The organism is Kitasatospora sp. NPDC004745, assembly GCF_042873275.1.
In the GTDB taxonomy this organism is placed as follows: Bacteria; Actinomycetota; Actinomycetes; order Streptomycetales; family Streptomycetaceae; genus Kitasatospora.
In genome coordinates this window covers 186,320-204,040 of record NZ_JBIALK010000011.1, presented here as the reverse complement: position 1 = coordinate 204,040, position 17,721 = coordinate 186,320, and the positions used below count along the sequence as shown (strand labels likewise).

Here is a 17,721-nt window from a genome sequence, read left to right as displayed (position 1 = left end):
CCACCGTGCTGAGGATTCTTCTGACCATCGTCCTTCCGCTCGCACTCTGGGTGTGGGCCTTCATCGACTGCCTGACCACGCCCGAGGACGGGGTGAAGCACCTCCCCAAGCCGGTCTGGGTGCTGGTGGTGCTGCTGTTCCCGCCGGTCGGCCCGATCGCCTGGCTGGTGGCCGGGAAGCAGCGCCGTCCGCTGCTCGCGGGGCCGTACGACGGGGATGCGGGCGGCCCCGAGCGGTCGGCCCCGCGCGGCGGCCGGCCGCTCGCCCCGGACGACGACCCCGATTTCCTCGCCTCGTTGAAGAAGAGCGACAAGGAGCACGAGGAGATGCTGAAGCGCTGGGAGGCCGATCTCCGCCGCCGCGAGCAGGAGCTGCGCAACGACGACGAGCCCGGCGACGGCCGCAGGAGCTGATCGCGCAGGCCCGGCCGCTACCTCGGACAGCCCACCCGGAACGTTCCGGGTGGGCTGGAGTGTTTTTGGCGCTTCCCTACGACCGGGAGCCCCCTAGCACGGATCGGGGCCGCCTCCGCACCCGACTTGAGCGGAGCTTGAGCGAGGCCCAAGTCGGCCGCCCTACATTACTGAGCGACGGCCCTGACCTGCGCTTTTCTTCACGCTCAGATCATCGGACCATCATCTGCCCGACAACCCCCGGTATTCGAACGGACACCGAGCGCTCCGGCTTCGCCCCCGCCGCTTCTGTGCAGGCCTGACATCTAAACGGACCCGACCTTGTACGGAATCGACGCCGAAACCAACGCACGGCCCCTCGTACAGTCATAAGTGAAGAAAGTGATTCGCAGCCGGGGGCACAGCAGACGTTGGCTGTCGGACAGTTCCCTCACCCTTGGAGTGGTTCGAGATGACGGTTGTGCATGAGGCGCCGGTGGGCGGCGAGGTCCCCGAGGTCCCGGCCGACGCCCGCGGGCGCGTCGCCGAGCTGCACGAGCTCCGCGAGAAGGTGCGTCGCGGCCCCAGCGAGAAGGCCACCGAGGCCCAGCACGCGAAGGGCAAACTGACCGCCCGCGAGCGCATCGAGCTGCTGCTGGACGAGGGCTCCTTCCGCGAGGTCGAGCCGCTGCGCCGGCACCGCGCCCAGGGCTTCGGCCTGGAGGCGAAGAAGCCGCACACCGACGGCGTCATCGTCGGCTGGGGCACCGTGCACGGCCGGACCGTCTTCACCTACGCGCACGACTTCCGGATCTTCGGCGGCGCGCTGGGCGAGGCCCACGCGCAGAAGATCCACAAGATCATGGACATGGCCATCGCGGCCGGTGCGCCGCTGGTCTCGCTCAACGACGGCGCCGGCGCCCGCATCCAGGAGGGCGTCACCGCCCTCGCCGGCTACGGCGGCATCTTCCAGCGCAACACCCGCGCCTCGGGCGTCATCCCGCAGATCTCGGTGATGCTCGGCCCGTGCGCCGGCGGCGCCGCGTACTCCCCCGCGCTGACCGACTTCGTGTTCATGGTCCGCGAGACCTCGCAGATGTTCATCACCGGCCCGGACGTCGTCCAGGCGGTGACCGGCGAGAAGATCAGCCAGAACGGCCTCGGCGGCGCCGACGTCCACGCGGGCGTCTCCGGCGTCTCGCACTTCGTCTACGACGACGAGCAGTCCTGCATCGAGGAGGTCCGCTACCTCCTGTCGCTGCTGCCGCAGAACAACCGCGAGATGCCGCCGACCGTCCTCAACGACGACCCGGTCGACCGCCGCAACGAGTCCCTGCTCGACCTGGTGCCGGCCGACGGCAACCGCCCGTACGACATGCGCAAGGTCATCGAGGAGATCGTCGACCACGGCGAGTACCTCGAGGTCCACGAGCGCTGGGCCACCAACGTGCTGTGCGTGCTGGCGCGGGTCGACGGCCACGTCACCGGCATCATCGCCAACCAGCCGCAGTCGCTGGCCGGCGTGCTCGACATCAACGCCAGCGAGAAGGCCGCGCGCTTCGTCCAGATGTGCGACGCCTTCAACATCCCGCTGGTCACCATGCTCGACGTGCCGGGCTTCCTGCCCGGTGTCGACCAGGAGCACGACGGCATCATCCGGCACGGCGCCAAGCTGCTGTACGCGTACTGCAACGCCACCGTGCCGCGCATCCAGCTGATCCTGCGCAAGGCCTACGGCGGCGCGTACATCGTGATGGACTCCCGCTCCATCGGCGCCGACCTCTCCTACGCCTGGCCGACCAACGAGATCGCCGTCATGGGCGCCGAGGGCGCCGCCAACGTGATCTTCCGCCGCGACATCAACGGCGCCGAGGACCCGGACGCCATGCGGGCCCAGAAGATCAAGGAGTACAAGAGCGAGCTGATGCACCCGTACTACGCGGCCGAGCGCGGCCTCGTGGACGACGTCATCGACCCCGCCGAGACCCGCCAGGTGGTCGCCTCCGCCCTGGCCATGCTCCGCACGAAGCACGCCGACCTGCCGAGCCGCAAGCACGGCAACCCGCCGATGTAGCGTCCGCGCCGAGCGCGGTCCCGCAGCACGCACGTCCGAGCGACACCACACCACAGACACCGGGGGAGAAACCAGAAAATGACCGCTTCCGCCGAACCCCTCGTCCGCATCGTCCGCGGCTCCCTCTCCGACGAGGAGCTGGCCGCCCTCACCGCCGTGCTGATGGCGCGCGCCGCCGCCGCGCAGCAGGCCGGCGCGGCCGCCCTGGTCGAGCCGATCGCCACCTGGCAGCGGCTGGACCGCCGCCCGGCCTACTACTCGCCGGTCAGCTGGCAGCAGGCCGCCTGACGGCCCACGGCACCGCCGACGGCCGGTCACCCCACCCGGGTGGCCGGCCGTCACCCCTTTCCGGCGGCCTCCGGTGCCGTGCCACCGGGGGTCGGTTCCGCCCCGAACGGGCTCGGTAGAATACCTACTGGACGGTATGCGGCCCGCCGCCCCGCCGGCCCCCATAGGATCGGCCGCTGCCGAGCTACCAGAACTATCCAGGGAGGCTGCGATGGCCAGGCAGGCCCGCGCGCTGGCGACCCGCCAGGCGGTACTCCTCGCGGCGGCCGAGGTCTTCGACGAGCGGGGCTACGCCGCCGCCACCATGTCCGAGATCCTGGATCGCGCCGGCGTCACCAAGGGTGCGCTGTACTTCCACTTCCGTTCCAAGGAGGAGCTGGCACTCGCCGTCATCGAGGGTCAGGGCGCCTGGCTCGCCACCTGGCAGCCGTCCTCGGACAGCCCGGTGCAGACCCTGATCGACCTCGGGTACGCCTTCGCCCACGCCCTCCAGGACGACCCGCTGGTGCGCGGCAGCATCCGGCTGACGATCGAGCACGGCAGCTTCACCCAGCCGCAGATCGCGGCCTACCAGGGCTGGTCGGACGTCGCCCGCGGGCTGCTGGAACGCGCCCGCGACGCCGGCGACCTGCACCCGGGCGTGGACCTCGCGGCGGCCGCCGGAGTGATCACCGGGGCCGTCACCGGGATCCAGCTGAGCTCCCAGGTGCTGACCGACCGCCGGGACCTGATCCAGCGGATGGCCGACCTGTGGACGCTGGTGCTGCCCGGCCTGGTGCAGCCGCACGCGCTGGCCCGGCTGAGCGTCGCCGAGCGCGTGCCCTCCTGACGGATCGACGGCCCGGTCCCGGGCCTCACGGCCCGGCCTCCCGCCCGCCCGACGGCGCGCCGGACGGCACGGCTGCCGGCGGCGGCTCAGAGCCGGTAGCCGCCGCAGCGCTCCGCCGCCACCAGGGCCGGCAGCGCCGCCGCCCAGAGCCGCCCCACGGCCTCCGAGCACGGCCGGTCCGGCTCCTCTGCGGCGAGCAGCACCTGGCCGGCCGCGACCGCGGTGAGCAGTTCGGCGGCGGCCCGCCGGTCCAGACCGGGACGCAGCTCGCCGCCCTCGGCGGCGCGGTCCAGCAGGCGCCGGACGACGGCCGTGAGGCTGCGCCAGGTGGCGTCCGTACCGGGCAGGTCGTCCGGGGTGCCGGCCCGCGGCGGGCCCTGCCGGCCGAGCCGCACGCCGGCCCGGACCAGGACGTCCTCGCGCAGCAGCCGGGCGAGTTCGTGCGAGAAGTCGATCAGGCCCTGGAGCGCCGGATCGCCGGTGCGCAGGGCGCGCAGCGCGGCCGACCCGATCTCGCGCCCGGCCGCGGCGCGGACGCCGTCGGCGAGGGCCTGCTTGGAGACGAAGTGGAAGTAGAGGGCGCCCTTGCTGACCCCGGCCCGCCGGCTGATGTCGACCAGGCTGGCGGCTTCGAACCCGACGCTCGCGAAACTGTCCGCAGCGGCGAGCAGCACCGCCTGCCTGGTCCGCCCCGCGCGTTCCTGCTTGACCACTGGGCCCCTCCGGACTCGGCCGGGCGCGTTCCCTCCCCGCCCGGCTGCTGTCAGCGCGCCGCCGGTGGGGGGCGACGCCTCGCATGCGGACGGCACTGACCGAAACCGCATGGTTGGTATCTAATCTAGCCCCTTGACCGACCCCGCCGTCCAGCGGGGAGGACCCCCGTCCAAGGTCTGCCGTCCCCCGGGCGGGCATTACCCCAGTCCAGGGGCCGGGTAGCGTGGTTGTGCCGGGCTGCGCGGCAGGAGCCACCCCAGACGCAGAAGAGAAACCGGGTGGTCTGTATGTTTTGCCTAGCGTCCGTACCGGCCGCTCGACCGACACCCTGGAGTAGGGCCCGTCATGCCATTGATCGTAGAGCCGGACTTCCACGGTCCGTACGCCCACCCCGGTCCCGGCTACGACTTCCACGAGCGGACCGTCTCCCGCCACCTGGTGCACCGCACCTCGGTGTCGGAGGTGTTCCTGACCGGCTGGCAGGCCACCGGCCCGTACGACTTCCTCCTCGGCGCCCAGTGGCCCCGGCTGCACGGCTTCTACCGGCTGCCCGGTGACCGCTACCACGACCCGCTGCTGCTGGCCGAAACGATTCGGCAGGCCGGACTGCTGATCGGCCACGCCGGATTCGGGGTGCCGCGCGACCACCAGTTCGTCATGGAGGACCTCTCCTACGCCCTCGCCCCGGACGGGCTGCGCACCATCGCCGTCACCGACGAACCCGCCTCGCTGATGCTGGCGGTCCGCTGCGAGGACGTCCGGATGCGGCACGGGCGGCTCGTCTCGCTGCGGGTGCACACCGAGGTCACCCGCGCCGGCCGTCCGGTCGGCCACGGCACCGGGCAGCTGCGGGTCGTCTCCCCCGCCTCGTACGCACGGCTGCGCGGCCCGGGGCCGCGGGGCGCCGTGCCGCCCGCACCGCCCGCGCCCACCGCGCCCGAGCTGGTCGGCCGCGCGCACCCCGGGGACGTCGTGCTGAGCCCGACCCTGCGCCCCGACACCTGGCTGCTGCGCACCGACGCCCGGCACCCGGTGCTCTTCGACCACGCGCTGGACCACGTGCCCGGGATGCTGATGCTGGAGGCCGCCCGGCAGGCCGCCCAGCGGCTCCGCCACCCCGAACCGGTGGTGCCGGTCGAGTTCGTCAGCTCCTTCGACCACTACATCGAGCTGGACCGGCCCTGCCTCGTCCGGGCCGTCCACGAGCAGGCGCCGGACGGGCGCCGGCTGCCCGTCCGGGTGCTGCTGGTCCAGGACGGGCGCACGGCCGCGGACTGCCGGCTGCTCACCGAGCCGATCGACGGGCCCGCCGACGGCCCCACCGACGGGCCGGCCGACCGCCCGGCGGGGCGCCCGACGGTGCCCGCCCGGCGGGAGCCCTTCGAGGACCGCCCCGCCGAGCCCGTCCTGGGCGGCCCCCGACTGCCGCTGGCCAGCTGAGGCGTGTCCGGCCTCGGCCGGACGCGGTCAACGCCCGTCCGGCTCCGGCCGGCGCCCCGCGCGCCAGCGGCCGGTCAGGCGGCGACCAGGGCCGACGGCCGCCCGGCGTGCATCACGCTCAGGTTGGCCGCCAGCCGGACCGGGTCCTGGGCCAGCCAGAGCCGCAGCGCCGCGCCCAGCGCCGCGCTGGCCGAATCGATCCGGACCTCGGTGACCTGCGCGATCCGCGCCGCGCCGGGCACCAGCAGGTCGGCCAGCGGGGTCGGCAGCCAGACCGTCAGCGCACACGGCGCCGGCGTGGCGAGGGCCCCCAGCAGCCGGTAGGCGTCCCCCGGCGCGCTGAGCACGGGGATGATGTCCAGCAGGCCGTCGGCCACCACCTCGGACACGTCGCTGCGGTGTCCCTGGGCGAGCCGGCGGAGCAGCATGCGCTCGGCGGCGGTGATTCGGACGGTCAGCATGACCTCGTCGCACTCCATTGCGCGATTTCCTCCTCGTTCCTCCCCGTGCCGGCACCGACGGCCGGCACGAACTACCCCTGTCGCACCTCGGCCCGGCCACCTTCTGCGGAGAGCCGGGCCGGTGGGTGACTGTGCCCCGGTCAGATCCCCGCGTACGAGTGCTTGCCGGTGACGAAGATGTTCACGCCGTAGTAGTTGAAGAGCCAGCAGGCGAAGGCCGCCAGCGCCAGGTAGGCCGCCTTGCGGCCCTTCCAGCCGGCCGTCGCCCGGGCGTGCAGGTAGCAGGCGTAGGCGACCCAGGTGATGAACGACCAGGTCTCCTTCGGGTCCCACTCCCAGTACTTGCCCCAGGCCGCCTCGGCCCAGATCGCACCCGCGATGATGGTGAACGTCCACAGCGGGAAGACCAGGGCGTTGATCCGGTAGGACAGCTTGTCGAAGGTCGACGCGGCCGGCAGGCGGCGCCAGACCGACGCCGGGGTGCCCAGCGGGCCGCTGGTCAGGCCGGCCGCCATCCGCTTGTCGAAGGCGTCCTTGCCGAGGTACAGCAGCGTGGCGATGAACGCCGCGTAGAAGGCGCCGCCGCAGAAGATCGCGGTGGAGACGTGGATCGCCAGCCACGGCGAGTGCAGCGCCGGGACGAGCTGCTCGGAGTCCGTGTACAGCACCGTGGTGGCGATGCCGAGGGTCAGCAGCCCGGCGAGGACGACCGGCAGGCCCAGCCAGCGGACGTTCTTCCGCGCGGCCAGCAGCACCAGGTACGCCGCCGTCATGGCGAAGGCGAAGGCGCAGGAGAACTCGTACATGTTGCCCCACGGCCAGCGGGACACCGACAGGCCGCGGGTGACGATGCCGCCCGCGTGCAGCAGCGCGCCGAGGACGGTCAGCGAGACCGCGATCCGGCCGGCCAGGTCGGCCCGGTCGCTGGTGCCGGCCGCGCCCGGGCCGTCCTCCTCGTCCGCGCCGCGCCCGCTGGTGACCACCGTCGCGCCCGCGCCCGCCACGGCGGTGCGGGTGAGCGTGGCGGTGCCGCCGCCGGCCTTGGCGACGGTGACGGTCACCTTCTTCGTGCCCTTGGCGTCCGCCGCGGCGACGGTCTCGGCCAGGCTGCCCGACTGCTCCGTCGAGCGGACGGCGACGGCGCCCTTGCTGCCGAAGGTCCACTCGATCATGTGGGCGAACATGGCGAGCGTGTAGACCACCATGGCCGAATAGATCAGCTTGTTGGAGAGGTCGGCCAGCTGTGGGTCGACCCCCGAGGCGAGATGCACCGTCTACTCCTTGGAGTTCTGGTCGGCAGGGGCTGCGGGTTGCGGGGGTGCTTCCGGGGCCGTGGCGGTCTCCGGTCCCGGGCCTCCGGGACCCGGCTCCCCGGGTGCGGTACCGTCCTCGTCCTCCGACGCCGGGGCGTCGTCCTGGAGGTCCACCGCGAGTTCGGCCAGCTCCTCGGCGATCTTCGCCGACTCGCTGCGGGCCAGTCCGGCCAGCTCCACCTGGGTGCCGCCGCCGGGCAGGGCGACCGCCCGGACCCAGATCCGGCGGCGCTGCACGAACAGCGAGCCGATCAGACCGAGGATCGCCAGCACCGCACCGGCCAGGGCGATCGAGTTGCCCGGGCGGTGCGAGACGTTGAAGCTGGCCCACTGCTTGTAGCCGTCGAAGGTGACGCTGCCGTAGCCGTTCGGCAGCTCCCAGGCCTGGCCGGGCTTGAGCCGGGCCTTGGCGGGCTGGTCGTCCTGCGTCAGCTGGGTCAGCTTGCGGGTGTTCAGCTGGTAGATGTTCTGCGGCAGGCCGGAGTCGGTGCCGAGGTCGCCGGCGAAGGCGTTCAGCACCAGCTCGGGGGCCGCGTCGCCGGGGAACAGGGACACCGGCCCGGTGCCCTCGAAGCTCAGCGGGGCGGTCGGCAGGAAGAAGCCGGAGAAGCCCAGCTGGGTCCTGCTGCCGTCGGGCCCGGTGCCGTAGTCCGAGACCTTCACGACGCCCGTGGAGGTCAGGTTGCCGTCCTGCGGGAGGAACGGCGTGGCGCCCTGGTAGACGACCTCGCCCTTGCCGTTGCGGACGGTGATGACGGGCGCGTAGCCGTGCCCGATCAGGAAGACCTTGCTGCCGCCGATCTCCAGCGGGTGGTTGACCTCGATGGTGCCCTTGCTGCGCTTCGACGCGTCGCTGCCCGTCGAGTACTCGACGTTCGCGGTGAACTGCCGGGCGGCGCCGATCTGGTCGCCCTTGTCCTGGAACTTGGCGGTGAAGCCGTCCAGCTTCAGGTAGAAGGGATCGAGGTCCTCGTTGCCGTAGAAGCGGGTGCCGTTGAAGTCGTCGAGCTGGGTGATCGTGTTGGAGTACCCCTCGCCCTCGACCATCAGCTTGCCGCCGGTGCCGGAGGCCAGGCTGGCCCAGGCGAAACCGCCGAGCAGGGCGAACAGCGACATGTGGAAGAGCAGGTTGCCGACCTCGCGCAGGTAGCCCTTCTCGGCGGCCACCGAGCCGCCGGCCAGGTTGGCGCGGAAGCCGCGCTTGCGCAGCAGGCGGTGGGCGGCGGCGTTCACCGCGTCGGGGTCGGCCGCGGTGCGCCAGGCCGCGTGCACCGGCATCCGGGTCAGGTTGCGCGGCGCGGCCGGCGGCTGGGCCCGCAGCACGCCGACGAACTGCCAGGTGCGCGGGACGATGCAGCCGGCCAGCGAGACGAACAGCAGGATGTAGATCGCCGAGAACCAGACCGAGCTGTAGACGTCGAACAGCTGGAGCTTCTCGTAGACGGGCGCGACGGTGGCGTGCTGCGCCTTCCAGGCCTCGACCTTCAGCTGGCCCTGGCCGTTCTGGTACTGCGGGATCAGCGAGCCGGGGATGGCGGCCAGCGAGAGCAGGAAGAGCAGGATCAGGGCGACCCGCATCGAGGTCAGCTGGCGCCACATCCAGCGCGCCCAGCCGAACGCCCCCATGCCGGCCGGTCCGTCGGACTCGACCGGCGCGGTGCTGAGCCGCTCGGCGGCCGCGTCGTCCGGAGCCTGGGGCGGCTCGGTCTCGGTCGTGGTGTTGCTCACGGTCAGATTCCGATCCGGAAGTCGGCGGTCCAGGTCTGCAGTTCGCTCATCATCGAGTCCCAGACACCGGTGACGAGCAGCAGACCGACCGCGACGAGCATGCCGCCGCCGATCCGCATCACGAGCGGGTAGTGCCGTTTGACCCACCCGAAGGCGCCCAGCGCCCGGCGGAAGGCGACGGCGGCCAGGATGAACGGTACGCCCAGCCCGAGGCAGTAGAAGGTGGTGAGCAGCGCGCCACGCTGGGCGTCGGCCTGGTTGAGCGCGAGGTTCTGCACCGCGGTGAGGGTCGGGCCCATGCACGGGGTCCAGCCGACGCCGAAGACCACGCCGAGCATCGGCGCGCCGAGCAGGCCGACCGCCGGGCGGCGGTGCGAGCGGACCTCGCGCATGCTCAGCCCGGGCACCAGGCCCATGAAGGCCAGGCCCATCACCACGGTGAGCGAGCCCAGCACGATGCTGATCGTCCGCTTGTAGTCCTGCAGCTCCTGGCCGAAGTAGCCGAAGAGCGCCCCGGTGGAGACGAACACCGCGGTGAAGCCCAGGATGAACAGCACCACGCCGAGCAGCATCCGGCCGCGCCGCGAGCCGCGGGCGTCCGCGAGGTCGGCGGCGGAGAACCCGGTCACGTACGAGAGGTAGCCGGGCACCAGCGGCAGCACGCAGGGCGAGAAGAACGACGCCAGCCCGGCCGCCAGCGCGACCGGGGCGGCCACCAGCAGCGCCCCGCTCTGGACGGTCGTGGTGGTGTCGGCCAGGTGCGCGCCGGCCAGCTGGAGCGCGGCACTCACTGCTTCTGCTCCGCGACCACCGGCTGCAGGATCGACTCCAGCGCGTCCTCCACCGTGCCGCCGACGGCCCGGGCCGCCAGCTTGCCGTCGCGGTCGACGATGAGGGTGGTCGGGATGGACTGCGGGTTCAGGCTGCCCTTGGGGAACTTCAGCAGCTGGGTGCCGGCCGGGTCGAAGATGCTCGGGTAGGTGACGCCCTTCTCCTGCTCGAACCGGACGGCGTTGGCCTTCTCGGTGTCCCGGGTGTTGACGCCGAGGAACTGGACGCCCTGGTCCTTGTACTTCTCCGAGACCCGCTGCAGGTCGTCCGCCTCGCCCCGGCACGGCCCGCACCAGGAGCCCCAGACGTTCAGCACCACGACCTTGCCCCGGTAGTCGGAGAGCTTCACCTGGGCGCCGTCCAGCGTCTCGCCGGAGATGTCCGGAGCCTCCTGGCGGTGGCCGGCCTCGGCCTTGGAGACGTTGGTGCCCTTGACGGTGACGAAGCCCAGCTGGCTCTCACCGCTGCTGGACGAGCCCGAGGAGGAGCAGCCGGTGAGGGCGAGCGCAGCGGCGGCGGCGGTGGCGGCGGCGGCTGCGGCGACACGGGGACGGGGGCGCGCCATGGCAGACATGTGAAAAGTTTCGCATGGAGTCCCGGGAGGGTTCGGGGGGGTCCTGCCTTGCGCGTCGCACCCCTCCTGACCTGCGACTGGACCGGACCGCCCGGCGTGCGCCGGGCGGTCCGACCCCATACTTACGCACCGCTTACGCGCCGTCCGTGCGGGGCGTGGGCGGGGCGCGCGGGGCCCGGGCCCGCTCAGGCGCCGAAGCTCTTGCCGACCGGCTTGTCGCCCTTGCGGCCCTTGCCCACCAGGTGCGCGGGCAGCAGGTCGCGGGCCGGCTCGCGGTAGCCGACCGAGACGATCCTGTCGCCCTCGAAGGTGAAGCTGGTCAGCGAGGCCAGCGAGCACTGCCGGTTGCGCGGGTCGTGCCAGAGCCGGCGGCGCTCGACGAAGGAGCGGAGGATCCAGATCGGCAGCTGGTGGCTGACGCAGACCGCCTCGTGCCCGCGCGCGGCGTCCCGGGCGGCGCCGAGCGCGCCCATCATCCGCACCACCTGGTCGAGGTAGGGCTCGCCCCAGGAGGGCTTGAACGGGTTGGTGAGGTACTTCCAGTAGCCCGGGTTGCGCAGTGAGCCGTCGCCCACCCCGAAGGTCTTGCCCTCGAAGACGTTCTCCGCCTCGATCAGCCGCGCGTCCGCCGCGACCTCCAGGCCGTGCGCCTTCGCGATCGGCTCGGCGGTCTCCTGGGCCCGCTCCAGCGGGGAGGCCACCACGTGGGTGATGTCCCGGCCGGCCAGGTCCTCGGCCACCCGGTCGGCCATCCGCCGGCCCAGTTCGGACAGGTGGTAGTCCGGCAGGCGGCCGTACAGGACGCCCTCCGGGTTGTGCACCTCACCGTGCCGCATCACGTGGACGACGGTGATCTCTTCGGCGCTCACTTCTCGGTACTCCTGGGAATCGGGGTGAACTGGGGCGTGGCTAGGCCGTGGCAGCGGCGGCCGCGCGGGCGGCGGCGGGCAGGGCCGCGGCGATCCGCTCGAGGGCGCGCTCGTCGTGGGCCGCCGAGACGAACCAGGACTCGAAGGCGGACGGCGGCAGGTAGACGCCCTCGGCGAGCATCGCGTGGAAGAAGGCGGTGAAACGGTACGCCTCCTGGGTCTTCGCCTCGTCGTAGTTCGTGACGGCGGCGTCGGTGAAGAACACCGAGAACATGTTCCCGGCGGTCTGCAGCCGGTGCACCACGCCCTCCTTGGTGAGCGCCTCCGACACCAGCCCGGAGACCTCGGCGGCGACCCGGTCCACCGTCGTGTACACCTCGTCGGTGCAGCCGCGCAGCTGGGCCAGGCCCGCCGCGGTGGCGACCGGGTTCCCGGACAGGGTGCCCGCCTGGTAGACCGGGCCGGCCGGGGCCAGGTGGGCCATCACGTCGGCGCGGCCGCCGAAGGCCGCGGCGGGGAAGCCGCCGCCCATGACCTTGCCGAAGGTCAGCAGGTCCGGCGCCCAGCCCTCGCCGGCCGCCTCCAGGCCGTACCAGCCGGCCTTGGAGACGCGGAAGCCGGTCATCACCTCGTCGGAGACGAACAGCGCGCCGTTCGCCGCGCAGAGCCGGGCCAGGCCCGCGTTGAAGCCGGGCAGCGGCGGGACGACGCCCATGTTGCCGGGCGAGGCCTCGGTGATCACGCAGGCGATCTCGCCCGGGTGGGCGGCGAACGCCTGCTCGACGGCGGCCAGGTCGTTGTAGGGCAGCACGATGGTGTCGCCGGCCTGGGCGCCGGTGACGCCCGGGGTGTCCGGCAGACCGAAGGTGGCCACCCCGGAACCGGCCGCGGCCAGCAGCGCGTCCACGTGACCGTGGTAACAACCGGCGAACTTCACGACCTTCGCCCGGCCGGTGAAGCCGCGGGCCAGCCGGATCGCGGACATGGTGGCCTCGGTGCCGGAGGAGACCAGGCGGACCTGCTCGACCGGGGCGACCCGGGCGACGATCTCCTCCGCCAGCTCGACCTCGCCCTGGCCGGGCGTGCCGAAGGAGGTGCCGTGGGAGACCGCCCGCTGGACGGCGTCGATCACGGCGGGGTGCGCGTGGCCGAGGATCATCGGGCCCCAGGAGCACACCAGGTCGACGTACTCGCGGCCGTCGGCGTCGGTGAGGTAGGGGCCGGTGCCGGACACCATGAAGCGCGGCGTGCCGCCGACGGCGCGGAAGGCGCGCACCGGGGAGTTGACGCCGCCGGGCGTCACCACGGAGGCGCGGTCGAACAGCGACTGGGACTGGGGGGCTTCGTAGGGGTAGCTCACGGGAGACATGGTCTCAAATCGTGTCCTTGAGCTCTGCATGTCGGACCCGATCATCTGGAACGATGATCCGGGCACCGTTGTCTGTACGGTTGTCCGTACAGCAGGGGCCCTGACCGCTCCGGAGCACGGACCGGTCAGACTGTGCACTCGGGGTGCGCAGGCGCTCCGGTTGTGTGCAGGGGTGTGGAGAGGACTGCCGCGTACCGCGAGTGGGTACAGCGGCGCATGACGGGTAAGGAGCACGTCCGGTGGGACGCCGGGCGTGCGGGGGTCTGTCGATTCCGGCGAATTCCGGTGAGGATGGTCCGAGTGTCCGAGGCGCAGGACGGCTACGACGAGGCCGCGGGGGGCTCCCGCAGGCCTGCCGAAGCCGCACGCGGGGGTACGGGAGCGGGTACGGGTCGTGGTCGTCGCGGTGGCGAGAGGCGGGGTGAGGGACGCGTGGGGGTGACGTACAAGTACTTCGGCGCACCGGACCGCGCCACCGCCGCCAGAGTCCCCACCGCCCTCGGCCCCGGGGGGCTCGGTCTGGACGCGGGCGAGCTCGGCTCGCTCGGGCGCCTCGGCGACCTGATGGAGACCAGCGGCTCCCCCAACGGCCACCTCTCCACCAAGATCAAGCCGGAGACCATGAGCGCCATGGTGCTCACCGGCATCCAGGGCGTCCCGCTGCACCAGGTGCCGCCGCTGGAGCTGGTCGTGCTGCACCCCGACTACGCCGTCGTCCAGCTCCCGCACAACGTCGTCGAGCCGCTGCGCAAGGCCGACGAGACCGAGCTCGGCGCCGCCGCCTTCATCTGGTCCACCGTCCCCGACCGGCGCGGACCGCGCGACGCCTTCGTGATCTACAGCATGCTGCACGAGTGGCAGGACTTCGCCAACCGCCTGCACGAGGCGGGGCACCAGCTGTACTGCCTGGTCTGGCCCTAGCGGCTCCGCCGCCCCGGCCGCTCGACGCGGGCCGGGGCGAGGTCGGTTGACGCCCGGTCAGCCCTCCCCGCGGGCCCCCGGGCAGGGCTCAGCCCCGGGCGCGCCGCGCGCGGCGTACCGTCCGTTCGCTCTCCACCGGCTCCGCCAGGTGCCCGCCCACCAGGTGCGTCAGCGCCCGCACGAACACCTCCTGCTCGGGCTGCGGCAGCGACTCCAGCAGCTCCCGGTGCACCCGGTCGGCGATCGCGGTGCCCTGCTCGACGACGCGCCCGCCCGCCTCGGTGACCGAGATGATCCGGGCCCGCCGGTCCGTCGCGGACGGGCGGCGCTCGGCCAGCCCCAGCTTCTCCAGCTCGTCCACGGTGACCACCATGGTGGTCTTGTCCAGGTCCGCCAGCTCGGCCAGCTGGATCTGGGTGCGTTCGGACTCCTGCGCGTGGAAGAGCACGCAGTACGCGCGCGGCGTGATGCCGAGCTCCGTGAAGGCGGCCGCCATCCGGGTCGCCAGCACGTGGCTCGCGTGGTCCAGCAGGCCGGAGATGTCTCGGATCTGGCGCACGGGCGGGGTCGTCGTCATACGTCCGAGGTTAGCAACGGCCCGTCCACTCCCGGATGATCCCGTTGCCAACCAACGCGGGTCTACGGGATACCCAACTCGAACAGCGCATAGCCCGCGTACCAGCCCGCCGCCACCACCGGCATCGCGAACAGTCCGACCAGCGAGGAGGTCCGCACCCGGCGCAGCGCCACCGCCAGTCCGATGAACAGCGGGAACGCGGGCAGCAGGTAGCGCGAGATGTTGCCGAAGATCTGGTTGCTGCTCAGCGCGGTGATGATGGTCAGCGCCGTGTAGACCACCAGCACCAGCGGCGGGCGGGTCCGTCGGAGCAGCACCAGCAGACCGGGCAGCGCGATCAGCAGGGCGATCGCGATCAGGTCCGGAACGGGATTGGACTGCCAGAAGTCCCAGTGCCCGGTGATCACGTCCATGACCGTGCGGACCGTGGACGCACCACCGTCGAAGTAGCGGTTCCAGGCGCCGCGCTGCAGCTTGAAGTAGCCGCCCCAGTCGCCCATCCGGTACCCGACCCAGACCACGTAGCCGAGCAGGCCCCACGGCGTGACCAGCATCGCGAACAGCGGCCGGCCCACGCCGTCGGTGCGCCGCACCAGCGCCACCAGGGCCGCGATCGACACCGCCGCGATCAGCGCCGCCGCCGTCGGCCGGTTGAGGCCCGCCACCAGGGCCAGCAGGCCGGCCGCCACCCAGCGGCGGGTCATCACGCAGTAGCAGGCCCAGGCGGACAGCGCGACGAACAGCGAGTCCGAGTAGACCGCCCACTCCACGCCCGAGCCAGGGAACAGGCCCCAGATCACCGCGGCGATCACACCCGCCCGGAACCCGCCGAGCCGCTCCGCGACCGCGAAGATCCCGGCCGCCGCGACCAGCGAGGCCAGCACCGAGACCGCTATCCCCGAGCCGTACGGCCCCAGCCCGGTCACCGCGCCGACCAGCCGCATCAGCCACGGGTACAGCGGGAAGAAGGCCGCCGAGTTCTCGTAGTAGGTGGCCAGCGGCCAGCCGTGCAGCGGGATCAGCTGCGGGTCGTACCCGTTCTCCGCGATCCGCTGGTACCAGACGCCGTCCCAGGTGCCCAGCACGTCCCACGGCTGGGCCCCGCCGCCGCGGCCCGGGTCCTTCTTCAGGAAGTCCCCGGTGTGCGACAGCAGCACCATGAAGACGGTCAGGCCGACGGCCTTGACCACCGCGTACGCGCCGAGCGCGGGTGCGAAGCGGTCCACCAGCGCCCCGAACCGCCCGGGCACCCGGCCCGACGACTCCTCGGAACGCTCCACGTCCGGTGCCGCGGGCGCACCGGGCTCCTTGCTGGACGACTCGGTGCTCGATGCCGTGCTCATCTGCTCTCGGTACTCCCCGCCCCGCTCGTGGGTCCGCGCGGCTACGGCGCAGCGATTTTTCAGGTGAGCCTACGGCACGCCCCCGAGCGCCCGGCTCCCAGCCGCCCGCCCGGAACCCCGTGGCGCCGCCCCGCCCGCACCGGCGACGGCCCCGCGTGCCGACGCCCCGCCGCCGCACCGGATCCGGGCGGTGGCGGGGCGTCGGGTGCGGAGGGTCAGCTCGGGAGGTAGACGATGCCGAGCTTGGTGAGCTGCCAGAGCTGGTTCGGGGCGCCCGTGTCGGCGGTGAGCTCGACGAGCGGGTTGCCCTTGGCGTCGAGCGTGCTGCCGGGCGCGACCACCTTGCCGCGGTCCTGGGAGTCGGCGATCTTGTAGCGGCCGTCGCCCGCGGGCACCAGGACCCAGTGCTGGTTGCCGCCGCCGTTGCAGCGCCACTGCTGGATGCGGGTGCCGGGGGCGGTGGAGGCGGCGTTGGCGTCCAGGCACATGTCCCGGTTGCCGCTGAAGTCGAGCTCGAAGCTGCCGCCGGCCTTGGCCTCCAGCACGAAGGACTGGTTCAGCCCGCCGCCGGCCGGATAGGTGATGGCGGCCCGGCCGTTGGTGGAGTCGCCGTAGGTGCCGCCGCCGCTGAGGTCGAGCACGTTCCCGTTGCCCGCGTTGGTGAGCTGGTACCAGGAGCCGTCCTCGGGGGCGTCGCCGAACGGCTTGCCGGGGGTGAGCGGCCGGATCGAGGTGGTGTTCTTCGGATCGAGCGTGCAGTAGGCCTGCGCCAGGTCGGGCTCGGCGAAGAACTGGCCGAGGCAGACGCCCTCGCCCCGGTAGCCGGCGACCCGCAGGTGGTACGACTGCCGGACCATGTTCATGCACAGGCCCGGGATGCCGATCTGCGAGTCGCACCCGTTGCGCGCCCACTCGGAGAGGTTGATGACGTCCCCGTTGGAGTACTCGTACGGGGAGCTCGTCCACTCCGCGCAGACCTCGTGCCCGAAGGCGACCCTGCGCTGGTCGAGGTAGCGCACGCCCGGCACCTGCTCGGCGGCGCCGCGCAGCGCGTCGCTGAAGGTCGGCACCACCCAGTTGTGGCCCCAGGCGAGGTCCTCGGGGAAGGCCGGGCAGCCGTCGGCGATCTTGCCGAGGTAGTCGTTGCGCCGGATGTCCGGGGTGATCGGGTTGAAGTACGACTGGTAGACCAGCTGGTACGAGGTGTCCGGGTAGCCCGCCCGGCGCATGGTCTGCCGGATGTTCTGCAGCGCGGCCACGACCTTGGGCTGGACCCGCTTGGCGCGCTGGACGATCTCGGCGCTGCCGATGGTGTCCCGGCAGCCCTGGTCCTTGGGGATCGGGAAGTACTGCGCGAGGCAGTGCATCATGATCCCGCTGAAGTCGAAGTCGTCGTTGGCGCCGATGGTGACGACGACCATCTTGACGTCGTACTTCCCGGCCACGTCGGCGAGTCGGACGTCCTGTTTCGGCTCGCCGAAGTCCCCGCTGCCGGAGCCGGTGACCTTGGCCAGCTCGGGGTCGCTGACCAGGTCGCCGGTCTGGGCGCCGGAGCAGGCGAGGTCGATCGGGGTGACCCCGGGGATGTCGGTGACGAAGATCTCCGACTTGGGGTGCCGGTGGCAGTAGTTGGTGGGGCTGTCGGTCTCGGGGAAGTAGCCGTCGCCGGTGTCGGTGCCGGCGCCCTCCCCCGAGATGGCGCTGTCGCCGAGGGCGACGATCGCGGCCGGACGGGTGGCGCCGGCCTGCGGGGCCGGGTCGGCGAGGGCGGCCGGCGCGCCGGCCAGGCCCAGGGAGGCGACGAGGGCGCCGGTGGCCAGCAGTGCGCCGTAGGGGGAGCGGCGCGCCGGCTTCCGTGGGCGCCGCGCCGCTGACAGTCGGGACCTGATCACACGCGACTCCTTGCGGGGGTGGGGGGCCGCCCGGAGGGGCGCCGAGCGGCGCGGGGCAAGAAAGGTGAGCAGGTCTCACATTCTAGGTACTGACAAGTAGTGCAAC

Annotated in this window: 17 protein-coding genes; 6 read left to right on the top strand and 11 right to left on the bottom strand. The window is 72.5% G+C overall.

Annotation, left to right across the window (positions count from 1 at the left end; translation table 11 throughout):
• Positions 1–5: 5 nt before the first annotated feature.
• The 4 genes from ACFYUY_RS20190 (at position 6) to ACFYUY_RS20175 (ending at position 3,583) form a co-directional block, all read left to right on the top strand.
• A complete protein-coding gene (locus tag ACFYUY_RS20190; protein WP_360219126.1) occupies positions 6–413 on the top strand; it encodes a PLD nuclease N-terminal domain-containing protein in 408 nt (135 codons plus the stop codon).
• 451 nt (positions 414–864) lie between these two features.
• Positions 865–2,466 carry an acyl-CoA carboxylase subunit beta gene (locus ACFYUY_RS20185; RefSeq protein WP_360219129.1) on the top strand — a complete coding sequence of 534 codons (1,602 nt, stop codon included), beginning with the start codon at positions 865–867 and terminating at the stop codon, positions 2,464–2,466.
• 78 nt (positions 2,467–2,544) lie between these two features.
• The gene (locus ACFYUY_RS20180) at positions 2,545–2,754 is read left to right on the top strand and encodes an acyl-CoA carboxylase subunit epsilon (RefSeq protein ID WP_360219132.1); all 210 of its coding nucleotides are present in this window, start codon (positions 2,545–2,547) and stop codon (positions 2,752–2,754) included.
• 211 nt (positions 2,755–2,965) lie between these two features.
• Complete coding sequence (locus tag ACFYUY_RS20175; RefSeq protein WP_360219135.1) at positions 2,966–3,583, top strand: ScbR family autoregulator-binding transcription factor; 618 nt, start codon at positions 2,966–2,968, stop codon at positions 3,581–3,583.
• Positions 3,584–3,669: 86 nt separating this feature from the next.
• Here the strand turns inward: ACFYUY_RS20175 and ACFYUY_RS20170 are convergent, their stop codons facing one another.
• Entirely contained in the window at positions 3,670–4,296 is a 627-nt protein-coding gene (locus tag ACFYUY_RS20170) for a ScbR family autoregulator-binding transcription factor (protein ID WP_360219138.1), read from the bottom strand.
• Positions 4,297–4,642: 346 nt separating this feature from the next.
• Here ACFYUY_RS20170 and ACFYUY_RS20165 point away from each other — a divergent pair, with 346 nt between their 5' ends.
• Entirely contained in the window at positions 4,643–5,737 is a 1,095-nt protein-coding gene (locus ACFYUY_RS20165) for a ScbA/BarX family gamma-butyrolactone biosynthesis protein (RefSeq protein ID WP_387902115.1), read from the top strand.
• Positions 5,738–5,811: 74 nt separating this feature from the next.
• On the opposite strand, the gene ACFYUY_RS20160 is transcribed toward ACFYUY_RS20165, so the two are convergent.
• The 7 genes from ACFYUY_RS20160 to hemL form a co-directional block, all read right to left on the bottom strand.
• On the bottom strand, positions 5,812–6,198 hold the full coding sequence (locus ACFYUY_RS20160; protein WP_360219144.1) for a hypothetical protein: 387 nt from the start codon (positions 6,196–6,198) through the stop codon (positions 5,812–5,814).
• Between the two features lie 140 nt (positions 6,199–6,338).
• Positions 6,339–7,469, bottom strand: a complete 1,131-nt coding sequence (gene ccsB / locus ACFYUY_RS20155; protein ID WP_360219147.1) for a c-type cytochrome biogenesis protein CcsB — start codon at positions 7,467–7,469, stop codon at positions 6,339–6,341.
• 3 nt (positions 7,470–7,472) lie between these two features.
• Positions 7,473–9,239 (bottom strand): cytochrome c biogenesis protein ResB, encoded by a 1,767-nt coding sequence (locus ACFYUY_RS20150; protein ID WP_360219150.1) that lies wholly within the window; start codon positions 9,237–9,239, stop codon positions 7,473–7,475.
• A 2-nt stretch (positions 9,240–9,241) separates the two neighbouring features.
• Positions 9,242–10,030 (bottom strand): cytochrome c biogenesis protein CcdA, encoded by a 789-nt coding sequence (locus ACFYUY_RS20145; protein ID WP_360219153.1) that lies wholly within the window; start codon positions 10,028–10,030, stop codon positions 9,242–9,244.
• Positions 10,027–10,644 (bottom strand): TlpA disulfide reductase family protein, encoded by a 618-nt coding sequence (locus ACFYUY_RS20140; RefSeq protein ID WP_360219156.1) that lies wholly within the window; start codon positions 10,642–10,644, stop codon positions 10,027–10,029. Before ACFYUY_RS20140 ends, ACFYUY_RS20145 begins: the two co-directional genes overlap by 4 nt.
• Positions 10,645–10,829: 185 nt before the next feature.
• The gene (locus tag ACFYUY_RS20135; protein ID WP_360219192.1) at positions 10,830–11,480 is read right to left on the bottom strand and encodes a histidine phosphatase family protein; all 651 of its coding nucleotides are present in this window, start codon (positions 11,478–11,480) and stop codon (positions 10,830–10,832) included.
• Between the two features lie 73 nt (positions 11,481–11,553).
• The gene (gene hemL / locus ACFYUY_RS20130; RefSeq protein WP_360219159.1) at positions 11,554–12,882 is read right to left on the bottom strand and encodes a glutamate-1-semialdehyde 2,1-aminomutase; all 1,329 of its coding nucleotides are present in this window, start codon (positions 12,880–12,882) and stop codon (positions 11,554–11,556) included.
• A 438-nt stretch (positions 12,883–13,320) separates the two neighbouring features.
• On the opposite strand from hemL, the gene ACFYUY_RS20125 reads away from it, so the two are divergent.
• Positions 13,321–13,803, top strand: coding sequence for a hypothetical protein (locus tag ACFYUY_RS20125; RefSeq protein ID WP_078881187.1), 483 nt, complete (start codon positions 13,321–13,323; stop codon positions 13,801–13,803).
• Between the two features lie 88 nt (positions 13,804–13,891).
• Here the strand turns inward: ACFYUY_RS20125 and ACFYUY_RS20120 are convergent, their stop codons facing one another.
• The 3 genes from ACFYUY_RS20120 to ACFYUY_RS20110 all read right to left on the bottom strand — a co-directional run bounded on the left by ACFYUY_RS20120 (position 13,892) and on the right by ACFYUY_RS20110 (position 17,615).
• Positions 13,892–14,380 (bottom strand): MarR family transcriptional regulator, encoded by a 489-nt coding sequence (locus ACFYUY_RS20120; protein WP_360219162.1) that lies wholly within the window; start codon positions 14,378–14,380, stop codon positions 13,892–13,894.
• Positions 14,381–14,442: 62 nt separating this feature from the next.
• Positions 14,443–15,723, bottom strand: a complete 1,281-nt coding sequence (locus ACFYUY_RS20115; RefSeq protein ID WP_360219165.1) for a glycosyltransferase family 39 protein — start codon at positions 15,721–15,723, stop codon at positions 14,443–14,445.
• A gap of 215 nt (positions 15,724–15,938) precedes the next feature.
• Positions 15,939–17,615 carry an RICIN domain-containing protein gene (locus tag ACFYUY_RS20110; protein WP_387902108.1) on the bottom strand — a complete coding sequence of 559 codons (1,677 nt, stop codon included), beginning with the start codon at positions 17,613–17,615 and terminating at the stop codon, positions 15,939–15,941.
• Positions 17,616–17,721 lie beyond the last annotated feature (106 nt).